This is a genomic window from Pseudomonas sp. NFACC42-2 (assembly GCF_900116055.1).
Lineage (GTDB): Bacteria > Pseudomonadota > Gammaproteobacteria > Pseudomonadales > Pseudomonadaceae > Aquipseudomonas > Aquipseudomonas marginalis.
In genome coordinates, this window is record NZ_FOZO01000004.1 from 245,567 (window position 1) to 264,963 (window position 19,397).

General features: G+C 61.3%; 15 protein-coding genes. 3 read left to right on the forward strand and 12 right to left on the reverse strand.

Annotation, left to right across the window (positions count from 1 at the left end; genetic code table 11):
• Positions 1-66: 66 nt before the first annotated feature.
• Together ubiA and BM416_RS11920 are read right to left on the reverse strand one after the other, a co-directional pair.
• The gene (gene ubiA / locus BM416_RS11915) at positions 67-957 is read right to left on the reverse strand and encodes a 4-hydroxybenzoate octaprenyltransferase (protein ID WP_092488186.1); all 891 of its coding nucleotides are present in this window, start codon (positions 955-957) and stop codon (positions 67-69) included.
• Positions 957-1,520: a chorismate--pyruvate lyase family protein gene (locus BM416_RS11920; RefSeq protein WP_092488187.1), complete on the reverse strand. Its 564-nt coding sequence runs from the start codon at positions 1,518-1,520 to the stop codon at positions 957-959. Before BM416_RS11920 ends, ubiA begins: the two co-directional genes overlap by 1 nt.
• Positions 1,521-1,717: 197 nt before the next feature.
• Here BM416_RS11920 and BM416_RS11925 point away from each other — a divergent pair, with 197 nt between their 5' ends.
• The 3 genes from BM416_RS11925 (at position 1,718) to BM416_RS11935 (ending at position 3,537) form a co-directional block, all read left to right on the forward strand.
• Positions 1,718-1,885 (forward strand): rubredoxin, encoded by a 168-nt coding sequence (locus tag BM416_RS11925; protein ID WP_003213373.1) that lies wholly within the window; start codon positions 1,718-1,720, stop codon positions 1,883-1,885.
• A 36-nt stretch (positions 1,886-1,921) separates the two neighbouring features.
• Positions 1,922-3,070 (forward strand): NAD(P)/FAD-dependent oxidoreductase, encoded by a 1,149-nt coding sequence (locus BM416_RS11930; protein ID WP_092488188.1) that lies wholly within the window; start codon positions 1,922-1,924, stop codon positions 3,068-3,070.
• A gap of 191 nt (positions 3,071-3,261) precedes the next feature.
• Complete coding sequence (locus tag BM416_RS11935) at positions 3,262-3,537, forward strand: HU family DNA-binding protein (protein WP_003176958.1); 276 nt, start codon at positions 3,262-3,264, stop codon at positions 3,535-3,537.
• An 82-nt stretch (positions 3,538-3,619) separates the two neighbouring features.
• On the opposite strand, the gene BM416_RS11940 is transcribed toward BM416_RS11935, so the two are convergent.
• From BM416_RS11940 to tssC, 10 genes are all read right to left on the reverse strand, one after another.
• On the reverse strand, positions 3,620-4,123 hold the full coding sequence (locus BM416_RS11940) for an Imm26 family immunity protein (protein WP_065937969.1): 504 nt from the start codon (positions 4,121-4,123) through the stop codon (positions 3,620-3,622).
• A complete protein-coding gene (locus BM416_RS11945; protein ID WP_092488189.1) occupies positions 4,120-8,571 on the reverse strand; it encodes an RHS repeat-associated core domain-containing protein in 4,452 nt (1,483 codons plus the stop codon). Before BM416_RS11945 ends, BM416_RS11940 begins: the two co-directional genes overlap by 4 nt.
• Before the next feature lie 12 nt (positions 8,572-8,583).
• Positions 8,584-9,018 (reverse strand): DcrB-related protein, encoded by a 435-nt coding sequence (locus BM416_RS11950; protein ID WP_092488190.1) that lies wholly within the window; start codon positions 9,016-9,018, stop codon positions 8,584-8,586.
• 15 nt (positions 9,019-9,033) lie between these two features.
• Complete coding sequence (locus BM416_RS11955) at positions 9,034-10,974, reverse strand: type VI secretion system Vgr family protein (protein ID WP_092488191.1); 1,941 nt, start codon at positions 10,972-10,974, stop codon at positions 9,034-9,036.
• A gap of 146 nt (positions 10,975-11,120) precedes the next feature.
• Positions 11,121-13,778 carry a type VI secretion system ATPase TssH gene (tssH, locus tag BM416_RS11960; protein ID WP_092488192.1) on the reverse strand — a complete coding sequence of 886 codons (2,658 nt, stop codon included), beginning with the start codon at positions 13,776-13,778 and terminating at the stop codon, positions 11,121-11,123.
• A complete protein-coding gene (gene tssG, locus BM416_RS11965) occupies positions 13,771-14,814 on the reverse strand; it encodes a type VI secretion system baseplate subunit TssG (protein ID WP_027608261.1) in 1,044 nt (347 codons plus the stop codon). The genes tssH and tssG overlap by 8 nt, the downstream gene beginning before the upstream one ends.
• On the reverse strand, positions 14,778-16,637 hold the full coding sequence (gene tssF / locus BM416_RS11970) for a type VI secretion system baseplate subunit TssF (protein WP_092488193.1): 1,860 nt from the start codon (positions 16,635-16,637) through the stop codon (positions 14,778-14,780). The genes tssG and tssF overlap by 37 nt, the downstream gene beginning before the upstream one ends.
• Positions 16,634-17,149, reverse strand: coding sequence for a type VI secretion system baseplate subunit TssE (gene tssE / locus BM416_RS11975; RefSeq protein ID WP_027608263.1), 516 nt, complete (start codon positions 17,147-17,149; stop codon positions 16,634-16,636). Before tssE ends, tssF begins: the two co-directional genes overlap by 4 nt.
• Before the next feature lie 90 nt (positions 17,150-17,239).
• A complete protein-coding gene (locus BM416_RS11980; protein WP_015886558.1) occupies positions 17,240-17,728 on the reverse strand; it encodes an Hcp family type VI secretion system effector in 489 nt (162 codons plus the stop codon).
• Positions 17,729-17,900: 172 nt separating this feature from the next.
• Positions 17,901-19,397, reverse strand: coding sequence for a type VI secretion system contractile sheath large subunit (gene tssC / locus BM416_RS11985; RefSeq protein WP_065926733.1), 1,497 nt, complete (start codon positions 19,395-19,397; stop codon positions 17,901-17,903).

The following is a 19,397-nucleotide window of genomic DNA, read 5'->3' on the forward strand; positions in this document are numbered from 1 at the left end:
GTTCACACCTCAAAAGGTGGGAGGGGGCTTGCCCCCGATGAGGCCCGACCAGGCACTGCAAAAACCTCAGCGAAACGCGTAATCCGCCACAATCCCGACAAAAATCGCCAACCCGGCCCAGTGGTTGTGCAAAAACGCCTTGAAGCATTTCATCCGGTCCCGGTCGCGGGTGTACCAGAACTCCCAGGCAAAGCAGCCTGCCGCCGCCAGCAGCCCCAGATGGAACCACCCCCCCAGCTCAAACCGTGCGCCGGCCAGCAACAGGCAGAGCAGGGCCAGGCCTTGCAGGGTCAGGATGATCACGCGGTCGGCGTCGCCGAACAGAATGGCGGTGGACTTGACGCCGATCTTCAAGTCGTCGTCGCGGTCGGTCATCGCGTAATAGGTGTCGTAGGCCACTGTCCACAGCAGATTGGCTATATAGAGCAGCCAGGCGATAGCGGGCAGGTGGCCGGTTTCGGCGGTGAACGCCATCGGCATGCCCCAGGAAAACGCTGCGCCCAACACCACCTGGGGGTAATAGGTGTAGCGCTTCATGAACGGGTAGCTGACCGCCAGTGCCAGGCCGCCCAGCGATAACCAGATGGTGGTGGCGTTGGTCAGCAGCACCAGCAGGAAGCTGATCAGCATCAGTACCGCAAAGAACACCAGGGCCTCTTTCGAACGGATCCTGCCGCTGGCCAGCGGGCGTTGCGCGGTGCGTTTCACGTGGCCATCGACCTTGCGGTCCGCCCAGTCATTGATGACACAACCGGCAGCGCGAGTCAGCGTCACGCCCAGCACGAAAATCACGATGTTGGCCAGGGACGGCGAGCCCTTGCCGGCGATCCACAGCGCCCACAGCGTCGGCCACAGCAGCAGGTAGATGCCGATGGGCTTGTCCATGCGGGTCAACTGAATGAAATCCCAGGCCCTGGGGTGCAGGCGGTTCAAGGATTTGAGCAGACGTTGATACATCAGCAGTTCTCCGGATGGTCATGCAGCGCGTGCCAGAAAGCCGGCAGGAAGACTTCCGCCACCAGCACGCTCAGCGGCCCGCGATCGAAGCGTGAGCGGCGCGCCCACAGCCCGTCGGCCTGGTCCGTGGTCGGCAGCCATTGGCGAGGGTAATGGCACACCTCGATGGCCTGGCGGGTGAACGCGCGGTCGCAAAACAGCAATTCGCCGAGAGAACGGCTGCCCAATTCGTCCATCTGCAAGCCGTCGCCCTGCAACGCACTGCGCGCCGCCACACTGCGGGCGAACACCCAAGGTTGGCCATGCCCGCGCAAATACACCTCGCGCACCCAACCGATACTGGCCGGTGGCATGTGCAGCGCCGCGCATTCATCATCGCGCAGCGGCTGCCAGCCTTCGAACAGCGGCGTCACGCTGAAGCCATCGCGGGACAGCCATGTCAGCCGGCGGGTCAGCGAGCCTTCGTCGAACAGCCAGTTCAGGGTCAAGGGCGCGGGCGCAGGGCTCAGGAGGCTCTGGGTCAACCATTGGCAAGCATCGGGAGGGGCGATTGAGTGCGGCACGGTGCGTCAGTATTGGCGGCAAAAGAGGCGGCGAGCTTACCATGGCGTCCTGATCTTTTGCCGGCCCGGCCCGGCGCCTTGCGTCGATCGAGCTTGCATCTGTCGGCCCCGATCAGTACAAAACGCCCTGAGCCGCGCGGCAACGCTGGATCCATCGACCGCCGGCCAACCTGCCTGGACCCTGAGGAAGCAAGTAAATGAAGAAGTGGCAATGTGTAGTCTGCGGCCTGATCTATGACGAAAAAGATGGCTGGCCGGATGATGGTATCGCTCCGGGCACCCTGTGGCAGGACGTACCGGAAGACTGGCTGTGCCCGGACTGCGGCGTCGGCAAAATGGATTTCGAAATGATCGAAATCGGCTAATTTTCAGTTTCAGAGACGTACTACAAGGAGAACGGAATGAACGCACCTGTCGTGATCATCGGCACAGGATTGGCCGGTTACAACGTGGCCCGGGAATTTCGCAAGCTCGACAGCGAAACCCCATTGTTGCTGATCACCGCGGATGACGGGCGCTCCTACTCCAAGCCCATGCTCTCCACCGGCTTTGGCAAGAACAAGGAAGCCGATGGCCTGAGCATGGCCGAACCCGGCGCCATGGCCGAGCAACTCAAGGCCGAAGTGCGCACCCACACCCGTGTCAGCGGCATCGACCCCGGCCACAAGCGCCTGTGGATCGGTGAAGAAGCGGTGGTCTATCGTGATCTGGTCCTGGCCTGGGGCGCAGAAACCGTGCGTGTCCCCGTCGAAGGTGATGCGGCTGAGCTGGTTTTCCCGATCAACGATCTCGAAGATTACGCCCGCTTTCGCGCCGCCGCTGTCGGCAAGCGCCGTGTGCTGCTGCTCGGCGCCGGCCTGATCGGCTGTGAATTCGCCAACGACCTGATCCTCGGCGGTTATGAAATCGACCTGGTGGCGCCGTGCGAGCAAGTCATGCCGACCCTGCTGCACCCGGCGGCGGCCGCAGCGGTACAGGCTGGCCTGGAAGGGCTGGGGGCGCGTTTCCATCTGGGCCCGGTGCTCAACCGCCTGCAACGCAGCGCTGACGGCCTGGAAGCGCATCTGTCGGACGGTGAAGTGGTGCACTGCGACCTGGTGGTCTCGGCCATCGGCCTGCGCCCGCGTGTCGACCTGGCCGCCGCCGCCGGTCTGCAGACCAACCGCGGGATCATGGTGGACCGCCACCTCAAGACCTCCCACGCCAATATCTACGCCCTGGGCGACTGCGCCGAGGTCGATGGCCTCAACCTGCTGTACGTCATGCCGCTGATGAGCTGCGCCCGTGCCCTGGCCCAGACCCTGGCCGGCAACGCCACGGCTGTCAGCTACGGCCCGATGCCGGTCACCGTGAAAACCCCGGTCTGCCCGCTGGTGGTTTCCCCGCCGCCTCGGGGCACCGAAGGGGTGTGGAGCGTCGAAGGCCAGGGTGCCGACATCAAGGCCCTGTGCCGCGACGCCAGCGGCCGCCTGCTGGGTTACGCGCTGACCGGCAGCGCCGTGATGGAAAAACTTGCCCTCAACAAAGAACTTCCGCCGTTGCTGGCGTAAATACCGGTCGTTCTGTCGGAATAAGCACGTTTTTCCCCCGAGAAAGGTCGCAGCGAGACTGGCGGAGCGTGCGAGGGCATGCCATCCTCACTCCCGTCTGCCGCAGAGTAGAGCCTGCGGCGCTTTGGGCGCTGCTCCACAGACGAGCAGCACGGACATAACAACAAAAAACCGTCAAAGAGGCTTCACATATGCGTAAACCAGAACTCGCAGCCGCCATCGCTGAAAAAGCGGATCTCACCAAAGAACAGGCCAACCGCGTCCTCAACGCCGTTCTCGAAGAAATCACCGGCGCCCTGCACCGCAAGGACAGCGTCACCCTGGTGGGTTTCGGCACCTTCCTGCAACGCCACCGTGGCGCCCGCACCGGCAAAAACCCGCAGACCGGTGAGCCTGTGAAAATCAAGGCCAGTAATACCGTTGCGTTCAAGCCGGGCAAGTCGCTTAAAGACACCGTTAACGCGTAAGCAGTGCCGTCTCGACATGGGGCGGGGAGGTAGGAAAATGGGCACGCCGACTGGGTCGGGTGCCCATTTTTTGTTGATGACGTCAGCTTTTAGCTGGAGGGGCTGATGTCTTGTGCAGCGAGATAAAGGACTTCACATGCGCGTCACTTTTCGGTACGCAGCTTGGATAAGCTTTTGCTTGGACATCCGACACGGGGCTGTCATTACCTAGGATATCGATTTTCTTCAGGTCCCCGGGAACCCCGTAGATGAAGTAGAAACCTTCGATATTCTGGGCTTTGTAGCCAGGCTCTGAGGCGATGATTCTCCACTCCCCCGAGTTTTTTTTATCAAACAGTCCGTAGCTGTTCAGTAGTATCGGGTGTGATACGCGTTTGGCATCCGTCAATTGTTGCTCTGAGATAATAGGTTCGGCGGAAAAGAAGTCCAGAATCTCGGCGCAGTGACCTTCGTCCATGGTGGACAGTACTCGTCCAAAACCGAAGGTATCTTCCGTGAATTTGAAGCAAAAAATATCGCCAGGCTTGATAGCGCGAAGCATTGTCCGGGGCTTTTTATCCCAGCCAAAAAACGTTAGGGCATTCATGAGCACTTTCCTCCCTTGCCAATGAGGCTGGATTTTTTTCGGTTATAGGCGTCTTGGAAGTACTGATGCCTGTCCCGAGCGCGAGTTGTATTGTCGTGATCGAAGGAATTGTATTTATTTCCCCTGTTGCTTTGGGAGGTTGCGGCGCCTATTTCACCTGTCCTTGTCCCGTAGCGTTCTATGTATGCCTGCTCATAACCCCTGGCTTCGCCGTATGTGACATTTTTCTCAATGCGCCGCAGACCTGTGGTGCTGTCGTCTTTCGTCAATCGGCCTGAGGCCTCATGTTCACTCGTTCTGCGCGCAATGTCGTTGGTTATCCCGACGTAGTAAGGATCACCCACCGTATTTCCATGGATATCCAGGTCGTATAGACCGTACACGTGGTAGCCCGGGGCATTGGCAGGTGTGAGTCCAAGCGGGTCTACATAGCTGATCGGGTTCCTGGCATAGGTGTAGAGATTGAGTCCCCCTTTCAGGCCAATGGGGTCCGGAGTGGTAAATCGGCCGATGTCAGGGTCGTAAAAGCGGAAAGTGTTGTAGTGCAACCCAGTTTCTCTGTCCAGATATTGACCCTGGAATCTGAGATTCTGGTCTTCAATGTAATAGGGCTCTCGAACCTCTTTAACGGCATTACCCCAGACTCGGTATTGCGCTTCCCAGACGATATGCCCGTCTGTCTCAGTCAACACCTCAGGCAGTCCATTCAAGTCGTTGTGGTAATAGCGGACTTTGGCCAACGCACCGACGCCGTCTACCCTGGCTAGTGGCTGATAGTCGTCGCCCTCATAGAGATAAAGGCTGGACTGATGGTTACGGTGTTCCTGCAGCAATTGCAGGCAGCCCCACGTGAATCGTGTCTCCCCGAGCAGGTAGCCATTGCTGTCGTGCTCGCTCTTGCTGATCCTGCGACCCACTGGGTCATAGCGCATGCGTACGACAGTCTCACCGGTACTGCCCTGATTTCTGACTTCAATCAGGCGATGCTCGGCGTCGTAGCTCAGGCGCTGAATGCCTCGGGCGGCACTGCGTTTTTCAATCACTCTGCCAAAACCATCGTAACGATATCGCTTGTCCTGATAAGTCAGCAGTTGGTTATGCACCACCAGGCCGGCACCAGCGATGGGGCTATCGAGAAGGTTTGCGGCGGCGTCATAGGCAAAGGTTTCGTTTTGCCCGTAGAGGTTGTCCTGGCTGGCAATGATTCGTTGGGTGGCGTCATAGTGCAACAACTTGCGGTGATGGCCACTGGCGTGCTGATCCGTGCGGCCAATCAAATTGTCCCCTGGGTCGTACTCAAAGTGTCGCCCGTCACCTGCCCTGAGCGGTGACAGTTGCTCGGCAAGGCTGCGTTTACGTGAGCGAAGTCGACCACTGCGATCGTACTCGCTACGGGTGATGAGACTGCCCTGAGTGCGCGATATTTCGCGATGCAGACGGTCACGTTCAAAGTCGCTGATAACTCGGCCATCTAGATTGATCTGGTGTAGATGCCCGCTGCCGTAATACAGACGATTGACCCAGGCGCCGTCAGGCAACTGCGTTTGGATCAGATTGCCCAACTCGTCATAGCTATGGCGCAACGTCCCTGCGGTGTTGTGTTCTTCTTTCAGTTGGCCCAATGCGTCGTAGACAAAATTCAGTGTCTGCACATTTTCGGCGTTATCAGTCATGGTGACCGTAGTCAGTCGGTTGACTGCGTCATACTGATATTCCGTGCGAGCATCGTCTGTCGTTTTGGTAATGAGTCTCCCAACGGCATCGCGCTCCAGATTATGAACAATGGGCAGGACAGGCTGGTTTAATACCAGCGCAAGACCGCTGCCGTGGGGCGCGGGAATGGCTTCAACCGCAGAGACCTTGTCCAACGCCCCATAGTGGTAGCGGCGTATGCTGCCATCAAGGTTGTGCTGTTCAGTCAATCTGTCGCCAGCGTCCCATATGAATCGATAGCTTTCGGCGTTTTCATTGGTCAGTGCTGTTAGTCGACCGTAGATGTCGTAGCTGAAAAACACCTGTCGCCCATGTGCATCCGTACGTTGACGGACTTGTCCGCGACGATTGTGCCGGTAATACGTGGTGTGCCCATCGGGATCCGTGAAGCCCTGTAACTGACCACTGGCGTCACGATGATAATGGGCGCGACGCCCGTCCGGTAACTGGCTGCTGAGCAAGCGACCCTGTATGTCATAGTTGAATTGGGTACGCTCCCCGAGCGCATCAATGATGGTTTGGAGGAAACCTCGCTCATCGTAGCTGTATCGGGTCGAGTAGCCAGAACAATCGACACGCTCTATGAGTTGCCCCAAGGCACTCCACCGGAGTTTTTTGCTTTTACCGATTGCATCGATGATTTCTACGACTTGACCACGGTTGTCATAGCGATACTGGGTAATGTTGCCGAGTGGATCGGTTTCGCGAGTGCAGTTACCGCGCTGGTCGTACTGGTATCTCCAGCTGTGTCCTCCTGCATCAGTCTCCACCACCGGCAATGCCCAATGCTCAAGCCATATTGATGACGGTCTGCGACCAAGCGGGTCGACTTCGCCAATCAAATTGCCGGAATCATCGTAGCTGCAGGTATACCGCCCCCCTTCAGGGTCGGTTGCACTCAGTAATTGGCGTTCGTCGTTCCACTCGAACAGCCAGGTCTGTTCGAGGTTGTCGGTATACGAAATGATCTGGTGCTGAGCGTTCCACACTCTTGTGCTGGTGCGCGCCGAGCTGTCGGTGATGCATGTAACGCCAGCATCCAAATCATAGTTGAAATGGTATTCATCTCCCTCATCTGTCCAGTGACGAACGACACGCCATTCAACACCTCCGACTAACCCCCATTCGTAGAAACAGCATAGGCCGGTGGGTAGTTGGTGTTCGACCATCCGCCGACTGACGTCGTACGCGAAGCGCCGACTGGTGTGTCCCGAAGCGTCGCGGACCTCTGTCAAGTCGCCGACAGCGTCGTATCCATAGCTCGCTAGCGTCTCTCGATGTTGATCGGGATAGAGCCGCTCTATCCGGATGACGCGGCCCTGCTCCTGGATCAGCTCTACCTGTACTTGATTAAAGGTATCGCGCAGTCGTATCAGTTGCCCTGCTTGGTCATAGTCGAGGTAGATACGGTTGTCGTTCCGGTCGCCGAATTGACTTAACCGCAATACATGGGCCTCGTCGGCGGTGGTGTCAAAGAGGCGATACAGCCCGTTGTTGCTTTCGATCAACAATTGCCCGTTACGGTGCCTTCGGATGTTTAAGCCCTCACCCGGACTGAACATCGCGTAACCTGGAGGGATAGAACCGAGGTTGATGCGCCGGCCCTGTTCGTCGGTGTAAATCAGCTCCTCGCCACCCTCCGGGTGCGACAAGATTTCGACGCGGATTTCATAAGGCACACTCCAGCCTGCGCCAAACATCCCGTCTCGGCGCTCATCCCGACTGTTGTAGAATCGTTGCCAATCAATCGGCAACACGCCCGGCAATACGAAGTCCAGTTCCGTATCGCCACCCAACACCTTCGCCCCCGTCGCTGCATGTACCGGGTTGGGAGAGCCCATCGTCGCATTGGCCGCAGCGCCCATAGCCTGGCTGACCGCATACGACGTCACCCCGCTGAGCAACATGCACGGCAAATTACTCAGTGTTTTGCCTCTGGCGCCTTTGAGCATCATCAACGCTTCAATCGCCAACCCAACGCCTGGGGTTTTCCCGCTGCGAATCTCCTGTACCACCACCGTACCGCCGCCAATCGTGACATTCGGCGAGATCAGGCCCGAGGACACTACCGTCGCGTCGCACATGCTGCGGTCACCACTGCGCACGGCGGGCTGGCCGTTGATGGTGACTTTGTCGGAACCCTCCGCCAGAAGTTGCGGGGGCATCGGCGGATGACGGGCGCACAGGACCATATCGGTGAGGGCTGGAACGACACCAGGCGCGGGCGTGGCGACGGTCGGCCGCCATAGCTGCGAGAAGAAGCCCTCGGCCATATCCAGGAAGCCAGGCTCGGCTTGTGGCGCGGTGTCGGGTTCCGGCGGCGGGAGTTCAAGCTCCGTGCCTGCGGGCGCCACATGCGAGGGAATGGAGCCTGCCGCACGCGCAGCGGGGATGCTATTGACGAAAGTGTCGGCCGAGCCTACCGCAATCGTGGCTTCCACCACCGGTGGAAACAGCGCGTTGGCGAAACTCTCGCACATTTTACTGAGGCCCTTGTCGGCCCCCGTCTTGCTCATGGCCATGCCGACGACAATGCCGACTACCGCGCCGAGGATGCAGCCACCAATGCCGGCAGTAGCGACCGTCACACCAATCGCCGCCGCCACCGCAGCAGTCGCCAGAGCAGTGATCGCCACGTTGGCCGCCACCTCCAGCACACCGCCAAGAATGTCGGCCATCATGGAGGTGTGGGTCAGCGCATCGCCCATCCGGGCAGCCCATAACGCGTCAGACATACAAGCAACTCATCAGGAAATAGCGTCGAACGACAGCGAATTTTTAATCAACGCCCAATGCGCCGCCTCGGCATCCCCAAGCGTGTCCGCCTTCACATAACTCAAGGCGAGCATCTTGCGCGTGCCGGGTATCACCAAGGCCAGCTGATACTGGAACACCTTGTCATTGCCCTTGTTGAACTGGCTGCGCAGCTCGATGCCTTCCACCTCCTGCGCGGCGCCCAAACGCACATCGACACCCGGTTGGTAGCGCAAATCCTGCACTTGTTTTTCCAGGCGCTGGAGCTGGTCGTTGAAGTTGCTGTGCAGGGTTTCGCCGTCGGCCAGCAGGCTGCGGCTGATGATCAAGGATGTGCCCAGTTCGGGGAATTTGAGGATGTTGATCGAAGCGTCCTGCAGCTCGGCGGCGGGCAGTTGAAGCTGGAATTCGTTTATTCGGTACGTCATGGCAAACAGATCTCGTCAAGAGCTTTTAGGCGCGGGGAAGGCGGCTTTGATATTGGCGTCGATGGCGCCTTTTTGGCCTTGGCCGTCGGGCGTGGCGCCAGGGCCGCCGCCGTTGTTCAGGTGCAGCACGCCGCCGGTATTGAACTCGGCATCGCCGCTGGCATAGAAGCTGATGTTCACGCCGGTCAGGTTGATCTGCCCACTGGCGTTGAGCTCGAGGATGCTTTCACCGCAGACCAGGCGCAGGTTTTCGCCCACTTCGATGACGTAGCTCTGGCTGATGCTGTCGGTCTTTCTCTGGCCCACCGAGAGGATGTCTTCCTGCTTGACGATGCGCAGGCGGTTGTTGCCGATGGTCACCGTCTCGTTATGGCCGATACTTTTATTGCGGTCGTGCCCGACGGAATGACTTTCGTCCACCTCGACAACAATGTCCTGGTTACGCTCGGCATGGATATACAACTGCTCCAACCCCTTCTTGTCCTCCATGCGGATTTCATTGAAGTTGGCCGGCGTGCCGCCCTTGCTGGAGCGACTCTTCATGCCGCTCTGGGTCGCGTTCTCCGGCAGGTCGTAGGGCACGGTCTGCTCGGCGTTGTATACCCGCCCGGTGATGATCGGGCGGTCCGGATCACCTTCAAGAAAGCTGACAATCACTTCCTGGCCGATCCGTGGAATCTGCATCGAGCCCCAGTTCTTGCCGGCCCAGGATTGCGACACGCGGATCCAGCACGAGCTGTTTTCGTTGGATTGGTCGTGACGGTCCCAGTAGAAGTGCACCTTCACGCGGCCGTACTGGTCGGTCCAGATTTCCTCGCCTTTGGGGCCAACCACCAATGCCGTCTGCGGACCTTTGACGATGGGGCGGTGGGTTGTGGCCAGCGGGCGGAAGCTTTGCTGGGCGTCGATGCAGGTCAGGCTGCTTTCGAACTGCGCCGAACCCGAACCGCCGCCGCTTTCCAGGCTTTCCTGAACGATGTAGTAGCGGCAGCCGATGATCAGGTATTCGCGGTTCTGGTCCTGGCGGCTGAAGCCGGTGAGGCTGAACAGGTGGCCGGAACCCAGGCCACGGGCATTGCCGGCGAACTCGACCTGTTCATGCAGGGTTTGCAGGGCTTCGATGCGGGTGCGCGCGTAGTGTTCGCCGTCGGCGCTTTGCACGTAGGTACCGGGGTAGTCGTACAGCGGATAGTCGCCGGCGGTGTGCGGGCGCGGCATGGCCGAACGCACGTCGATGCTGGCGCTGGGGCGCTGGAAGTCGTAGTCGTTGAGCTCCAGCGAGCCCGGCTGCACCTCCTGCGCCAGGTGCCAGTTGTGCATGTGGTCGCGTTCGCGCTGCTGCTCGTCCTTGGGGTAGTACGGGATCGACGCATAGCCCGGCACCGTGGTGTGGGCGCCGTAGGCGTCGGCCAGCACCAGCACATGGCGGTCCTGCTCGTGGCGGAAGAAGTAGTAGATGCCTTCCTGTTCCATCAGGCGGCTGACGAAATCGAAGCTGGTCTCGCGGTACTGCACGCAGTATTCCCACTCGCGGTACGGCCGGCTCAGGGCGTCTTCGAAGTCGGAAAACCCCAGGTCGCGGAACACCTGCTTGATGATCTGCGGGATGCTCAGGTTCTGGAAAATCCGGCAGTCCGAGGTGCGCGTCAGCAGCCAGAACCACGGGCGCAGCGTCACCTGGTAACTGGCGAACTGGCCCTGGTCGATGTTCTGGCTGCAGCGCGCGACGATGCCGTGGAAGTGCCGCTCGCCGCCGTCCGCCAGTTGCAGACCGACGCTCATGGGCTTGCCGAGCAACTGGTTGAGGTCGATGTTGGCGTCCAGGGACGTCAGTTGCAGCTCATAGTTGAACAGGCGGCCCAGCTCTTCGCCGCCGCCCATTTCATTGAGCAGCAGCACATCCGGCCCGAGGGGGCTGGTGATCTTGGCCAGGCGTGAGGCTTGGTTGAATAACATCGAAGTACCCTAATAACTGAAGGAACCCAGTCCAAATGTGGGAGGGGGCTTGCCCCCGATAGCAGTGTGTCAGGTGATGCATTGGTGACTGATTCACCGCCATCGGGGGCAAGCCCCCTCCCACATTTAGATTGTGTTTCTTCAGGTCAATCGTTGAACTGATAGTGCAATTCATTATCCCGGCTGCTGATGCGCACACCCGCCAATGCCTTGCCTTCGAGCATGCGCGTGAGGAATTCACGGCTCATGTCCGGCAGCAGGCTGTTGGTGAGGATGGTGTCGATCATGCGCCCGCCGCTTTCGGTCTCGGTGCAGCGCGAGACGATCAGGTCGACCACGGCGTCGTCGTAGTCGAAGGCGACCTTGTGGGTCGTCTCCACGCGCTTCTTGATGCGGTTGAGTTGCAGGCGGGTGATCGCCTTGAGCATCTCGTCGCTCAGCGGGTAGTACGGGATCGTCACCAGGCGGCCGAGCAGGGCGGGCGGGAAGATCTCCAGCAATGGCTGGCGCAGGGCCTTGGCGATTTCTTCCGGCTCGGGGATGTTCGCCGGGTCCTTGCAGACCTGGGAGATCAGCTCGGTACCGGCGTTGGTGGTCAACAGGATCAGGGTGTTCTTGAAGTCGATCACCCGGCCTTCGCCGTCTTCCATCACGCCCTTGTCGAACACCTGGAAGAAGATCTCATGCACGTCCGGGTGGGCTTTTTCCACCTCGTCCAGCAGCACCACGCTGTAGGGCTTGCGTCGCACCGCTTCGGTCAGCACGCCGCCTTCGCCGTAGCCGATATAGCCCGGAGGCGCGCCCTTGAGGGTCGACACCGTGTGGGCTTCCTGGAACTCGCTCATGTTGATGGTGATTACATTCTGCTCACCGCCATACATGGCTTCGGCCAGGGCCAGGGCGGTTTCGGTCTTGCCCACGCCGGAGGTGCCGGCCAGCATGAACACGCCAATCGGCTTGCTCGGGTTGTCGAGGCCGGCGCGGGAGGTCTGGATGCGCTTGGCGATCATCTGCAGGGCGTGGTCCTGGCCGATGATGCGTTTTTTCAGGTGCTGGTCGAGGTTGAGCACGGTTTCCAGTTCGTTGCGGGCCATGCGGCCCACCGGGATACCGGTCCAGTCGGCGACCACCGAGGCCACGGCCTGGTAATCCACGGTCGGCAGGATCAACGGGGTTTCGCCTTGCAGCGCGGTGAGACGCTGTTGCAGGTCGACCAGTTGCGCACGCAATTCATCGTTGCCGCTGTCCACGACGCCGGCTTTTTCGCGCAGGGTTGCACGGGTGGCGAGCAGCTCATCCACCAGGGCTTTCTCTTCGGCCCAGCGGCTTTCCAGGGTCGCCAGGCGCTCACGCTCGGCGCTTAACAGGGCTTCGCTGTTGCTCTGGCGCGCACCAATGGCAATGCCGATGGCATGCTCGCGGGCGATGATTTGCAGCTCGGTTTCCAGGGCTTCGATGCGGCGGCGGCTGTCGTCCACTTCGGCCGGCACCGCGTGCAGGCTGATGGCGACGCGGGCACAGGCGGTGTCCAGCAGGCTCACGGATTTATCCGGCAACTGACGCGCCGGGATATAGCGATGGGACAGTTTCACCGAGGCTTCCAGGGCTTCGTCGAGGATCTGCACCTGGTGGTGCTTCTCCATGGTCGAGGCCACGCCGCGCATCATCAGCAGCGCCTTGTCTTCCGACGGCTCGGCCACTTGTACCACTTGGAAGCGGCGGGTCAGGGCCGGGTCTTTCTCGATGTGCTTCTTGTACTCGGCCCAGGTCGTCGCGGCCACGGTACGCAGGGTGCCACGGGCCAGGGCCGGCTTGAGCAGGTTGGCCGCGTCGCCGGTGCCGGCAGCGCCACCGGCACCCACCAGGGTGTGGGCTTCGTCGATAAACAGAATGATCGGCTTGGGCGAGGCCTGGACGTCTTCGATGACCTGGCGCAGGCGCTGTTCGAACTCGCCTTTCATGCTCGCGCCGGCTTGCAGCAGGCCCACATCGAGGCTGCGCAGTTCCACATCCTTGAGTGCGGGCGGCACGTCACCGGCGACGATGCGCAGGGCAAAACCTTCGACCACGGCGGTCTTGCCGACGCCGGCTTCACCGGTGAGGATCGGGTTGTTCTGGCGGCGGCGCATGAGGATGTCCACCAGTTGGCGGATCTCTTCGTCACGGCCCACGATCGGATCGAGCTTGCCGCTGCGCGCTTGTTCGGTGAGGTCAACGGTGAAGCGCTTGAGCGCCTCCTGCTTGCCCATCGCACTCGGTGCCATGGCGCCGCTGGCCTCGCCCGGCACCGCGCCGGCATTGAAGCCGTCGCTGGCAGTCAGGGCGTTTTCCGGCGAATCACCGACGTATTCGTCAAACCGCTCGCTCAGGGCTTCGGCCTTGATCTTGTCGAACTCCGAGGACAACCCCAGCAGCGCATGGCGCAGGCTTGGCGTCTTGAGGATGCCCAGCACCAGGTAACCGGTGCGCACCTGGCTTTCGCCGAACATCAGGCTGCCGTACACCCAGCCGCGCTCTACCGCCTCTTCCACGTGGGACGACAGGTCGGTGATCGACGTCGAGCCACGCGGCAGGCGGTCCAGGGCTTCGGTGAGGTCTCGGGCCAGGCGCGCCGGCTCGACGTTGAACTGGCGGATGATGCGGTGCAGGTCCGAGTCCTGCAGTTGCAGCAACTGGTGGAACCAGTGGGCCAGTTCCACGTACGGGTTGCCCCGCAGCTTGCAGAACACGGTGGCGGCTTCGATGGCCTTGTAGGCCACGCTGTTGAGTTTGCCGAACAGTGCGGCGCGACTGATTTCACCCATGCTCTGGATTCCTTGAGGTGGTGGCTTGATCGGCGTAATGCCGGGCCAGGATTAGGTCGTTGGCATCAACCGCAGGGCAGCCGAGCCAGGTGTTGAAGCCCAGGCGGAACTGGCCATTGAGTTGCAGCGCCGGTACTTCGGGTTGTTGCAGAACCAGGTTCAAGTCCCAGTCCAATTCATGGCCCAGGTACTCGGCCACCCACGCCACCAGCTCGTTGAACGGCTGGCTGCCGGGCAGCATGCCCATGTAGTCGTCCAACTTGAGCGGGCCCAGGCGGATGCGGAATTTATGCTGGCGGTCCCACACGTGGCTGCCCAGGCAGAAGTCCACCCCCAGCTGGTGGGCGCTCACGCCCACGCGGCTGCGCTCGGGCAGTTCCAGCCATTGGCCGACGTATTCTTCGATCTCCACCGGCAGGCCGAAATACTCACCGAGGATCGCCTTCAAACCGTCGGGGTAGCGGGTTTGTGCCGACAGGTGGCCGCTGTAGTGCAGCTTCGCTGTGTCCGGAATCAATCCTTGGTTAAGCAGGCTCGGCATGCCCCGGCCACTCAAGGCCGCGAGGCGTGCGGACCAGTAGTCATCGTCCGGGCGGTCGTGGCTGACCGTCGGCCGCGCCTCGGCCCAGGCTCGGTAAAACAGGCTCAGCAGGCGGTGGTGGAAGACGTCCAGGAACTGCTTGCTGGTGCTGTCGGCGTTGTTGCGCTGACGCTCGCGTACGTACTCGGTGATATGCAGCGGCAACGGGCCGTTGGGGCCACCCAGGCCGAAGAAGAATTGCTCCAGCCGCGCCGGTTTGCCGTCGCCGCCGGGATCGACCGAGGCCAGGGTGGCCGGGGCGAAGGTGCAATCGGCCTGTTGCCCCAGGCGCAACGGGTCATCCGCCAGGCGCAGGGAATGGCCCAGGCGCGGCAGCTCGGGCGATTCGCACTCGATACGCCGCAACGCCTGGAAGAAATCGTATTCCCAGGGCTCCTGATGCATCGCATCCAACGTACTCACAGGGTCGGACGACGCCCGGGCTTGGCTTTCCATCGCATGATCTCGCCGCGTTCGGTGGTACGGATCACCGTCTCGGTAAAACTGTTGATCGACACGTAGCGTGCCAGGAAGCGTTCCAGCACCGCACCGAGCAGGAACACGCCGGTGCCGCGAAACGCGTTTTCATCGAACTCCAAGGTAATTTCCAGGCCGCGGCCAAACACAATCGGGCCGGGCATCGGCAGGCGCCGGGTGACGGCCTTGCTGCTGACGTCGCGCAAGCCTTCGATCTGCAATTGCAGGGCCGCGTCGTTGCTGTCTCCATACAGGCGCAGCAATTCGCGTAATGCCGCCGCGCCCTGGCCTTGCTCGCTCAGGGACAAATAGTTGAGCGACAACTGGCTGATCAGGCGCCAGGCCTTGGCGTCATGGGCATGGCTGGCGCGTGGGCGGCTTGGCCCGGCGACGCAACGCACGGATAACACCGGCGCGCTGTCGGCCAGGGTGAAGTCGGTCTTGCCGTTGCCCACGCTCATGAACAACGGCAGGTCGCGATTGGTGCACAGCGCGGTCACGCCGAGTTGGCGCAGGTCGTGGCGATACGGCGCCTGGCGGCTGTCGACCAGGCTGACAAAGGTCTCGCTGCCCACATAGGTGGAGCGCGGGCCGTTGCGGCGCTGGTCGCTGGACAACACCCGCGGTTCGCGGCGCACGGTGTAGTACGCCTGGTCGCGGCCATAACGGGATGGATCGCGGACCGCATAGAACGGCAAAAAGGGCTGCTCTGGCCCGGTGCCGTGGCCGGTGATACCGCTCAACGAATGAATCTCGAAATCCATCGGCCGTGTGCGGTCGGCGATCACGTGGTGCTCGTTGACCCGGTCGGACAAGTGGATGCGGTCCACGCGCTTGGGGAACAGGTTGATCGCCGGGGTGCAGAACGGCAGGAACTGCGCTGCGCCGACGCTGCCTTCCAGGCTTGGCTCGTGACGGTCGAACAGCACGATCAGCTCCAGCTCCTGGCCGTCGCAACGCTTGACCGCGCGGATCAGCTCGGCGAATTCGACGAACAGGAAACGGTGGGGCAGGGCGAAGTATTCCTGCAACAGGCGATAGCCCTGGAAGGCTCGTGCGACCACCGGCATGGCCGCATCGGCGTCGTCGAAACCCCGCGAGCGCAGCGCGTCCTGGGGCAGGCGTTCGACCCAATCGCCACCGGGCTTGCGCGCAAACACCGCGCAGGCGTTGCCCAGCAGTTGTTCGTAAAGGCGGAACGGCTGCTCATCGGCACCGCTGAGGTACAGCGGCAGGTTGTCCAGGTCGAGGCTGTTGAACGGCAATTCGGCGCCGGTGCGCAGGGTCAGGCGCAGGCCGGCCTTGGCTTTCGGCTCACTGGCGGCCAGGCGCCCGAGTACGGCGGCGGGGTTGCCGAAGTACTCGGCGCTGCTGACCTGCAACGGCCACAACGTCACCGGATGCGCGGTGCGGTACTCGCAGCAGGTCTGGGTTTCGCGGCCCAGGGCGGCGCGCAACACGGTGTCGCGCGGCAGCGGGAAGCCGCTGGCCAGGGAGCCTTCATCGGGGTCGGTGTGCAATTGCACCACGGTCATCGATGGTGTTGGCGCCAGGTAGTGCGGGTAGGCGATTTCCAGCAGGTTGTGGGTGAAGGTCGGGTACTCGGCGTCGAGTTTGAGCTGTACGCGGGCAGTGAGGTAGGCAAAGCCCTCAAGCAGGCGTTCGACGTACGGGTCGGCGCAGTCCATACCGGACAAGGTCAGCCGACTGGCGATCTTCGGGTATTCCTTGGCGAACTCCGCCGCGCTTTCACGCACGTGGTGCAGTTCCTGGTTGTACAGCTCCAGCAGGCGCGGGTTCATGGGCGTCTCCGCTGGTCGGCATTCACTACGCGCACATGGCCGGATTCCAGGTCGAGGTCGGTTTGCAGCAACAGGCGCAAGGGCACCGGCTGCGCCCACAGGTCGCCTTCGATCTCGAAACTCAGGGCGTTGTGATTCATCTCGCCATGGCCGACGCGGGCTTTGACGCGCAGCGTGTGGCGCAGGATGCGCGGTTCAAAGGTGGCAATCGCCTGGTAGATCAGGGCTTCCAGGGCCTTGATGTCGACGCTGGAAACGCTGTTGCCCGCCAGCGCCGGCAGGCCGTAATTGACCACCGAGGTACCGGCCTGTGTGTGCAGCGTGGCATCGGCATCGAGCAACGACGTGGTATTGAGCAGCCACGCCAGGTCGCGCAGCACCGAGGCTTTCAATTGGGTCAGGGACAGCACGCGTTTATCGGCGCTTTCCTTGGGATTGGTTGGGTCGTCGTCGGTCAACCGGTCCAGCAGGGACGGTTGCAGACGGTCGCGGGAAGCGATTTCAGTTACCACCAAAGCAGCTCCACGGACGGGTTGCGAGAGGGACAAAAGGCTGCACTTGAGACCGTAGTGCCGTGGCGCGAAGCCACGGCCTAAGGGCTATCAGCGCTTGGTGTTGGAACGGATGTTCCAGCCAAACTTGATCGCGCCGCCGTCTTTGGTGCCGTCGGCTTTCTGCGGCTGGTAGTCGACCATCACTTGGGCGAAGTTCAGGGTGACGTTTTCAGTCAGGCGGTCATCGCCGCCCGAACCGCCGGTGCTCAGGGACGTTACCAGCACTTCTTCCAGGTTGATCACCATGTACTCGACCTGGCTTTCGCCACCGGCCTTGCGCACGGTCAGCTTGACCTTGTCGATGTGCTTGCCGCTGGCGCAGTGCATCATCAGGTTCGGCGAGGCCTTGTCGACGTACTTGGTCAGCGACAGGTCCTGGATGTTCACCTTACCCGCGCCGCCGCCACCGCCAACGTGCATGTTGCCGGACTGGGCCATGCCCCAGCTCCAGTTCAGCACGTCGATTTCGTCCTTGTGGGCCTTGTCCATGGACTCGCCCTTGATGTCGCCGATCTTGATGAAAATATCAACAGCCATGTTTTCTCCCTGTGTGGCTCTTGCCACTGAATTTGAGTGACTCCAAATGGGCAGTGCTTTTGTGTGGGAGGGGGCTTGCCCCCGATGCAGGCACCTCGGTGTGTCAGTCACACCCCAGTGATGCTATCGGGGGCAAGCCCCCCTCCCACAGAAGAGCCAGCTCATCCGTGGGTTAGGCGCTTTTCGCCGAAGGCAGCTTCGATACCAGGCGCAACGACACGGTCAGCCCTTCGAGCTGGTAGTGCGGGCGCAGGTAAAACTTCGAGTTGTAGTACCCCGGGTTACCCTCGACGTCTTCCACGATCACCTCGGCGGCGGCCAACGGGTGCTGGGCCTTGGTGGTCTCGGTGGAGTGCGCCGGGTCACCGTCGACGTAGTTGAGGATCCAGTCCTGCAACCAGCGCTGCATCTCGTCCTTCTCTTTGAAGGAACCGATCTTGTCGCGCACGATGCACTTCAAGTAGTGCGCGAAACGGCAAGTGGCGAACAGGTACGGCAGGCGCGCGGCCAGGTTGGCGTTGGCGGTGGCGTCCGGGTCGTCGTATTCGGCCGGCTTCTGCAACGACTGGGCGCCGATGAACGCGGCGAAGTCAGTGTTTTTCTTGTGCAGCAGCGGCATGAAACCGTTCTTCGCCAGTTCCGCTTCACGGCGGTCGCTGATGGCGATTTCGGTCGGGCACTTCATGTCCACGCCACCGTCATCGGTAGGGAACGTGTGGGCCGGCAGGTTTTCCACTTCACCGCCGGACTCCACGCCACGGATACGCGAGCACCAGCCGTAGTGCTTGAACGAACGGTTGATGTTCACCGCCATCGCGTAGGCGGCGTTGGCCCAGGTGTACTTGGAGCTGTCGGCGCCGTCGGTGTTTTCTTCGAAGGCGAAGGCTTCCACCGGGTCGGTCTTGGCGCCATAGGGCAGGCGCGCCAGGAAGCGCGGCATGGTCAGGCCGATGTAGCGCGAGTCTTCCGATTCACGCAGCGAGCGCCAGCCGGCGTATTCCGGGGTGGTGAAGATCTTGGTCAGGTCGCGCGGGTTCGACAGTTCCTGCCACGAGCCCATGCCCATCACGGTCGGCGATGCCGCAGCAATGAACGGGGCGTGCATGGCGGCGCAGACTTTCGACAGCTCGCCCAGCAGTTCCACGTCCGGTGGCGACTGGTCGAAGTAGTAGTCGCCTACCAGGCAACCATAGGGTTCGCCGCCGAACTGGCCGTATTCTTCTTCGTACATCTTCTTGAAGAGCGGGCTCTGGTCCCACGCGGTGCCCTTGAATTTCTTCAGGGTCTTGTGCAGGTCCGGCTTGGAGATGTTGAGCACGCGAATCTTCAGCTGCTCATCGCTCTCGGTGTTATTGACCAGGTAGTGCAGGCCACGCCAGGCGCTTTCCAGCTGCTGGAAATCCTGGTGGTGGATGATCTGGTTGACCTGGGCGGTGAGCTTGGCGTCGATGGCGGCGATGATCGATTCGATCGATTTGATCGCGTCGTTGGACACCAGGTCGGTTTGCGCCAGGGCCTGTTCGGCCAGGGTGCGCACGGCGGTTTCCACGGCTTCGCGGGCACGCTCGGTCTTGGGCTTGAATTCCTGCATCAGCAAGGATGCGAACTCGCTGGTTTCCTCGGTTGCACCCAGGCTCTGGGCGCCTTCGCGGGCGGTATTGTCAGTCAT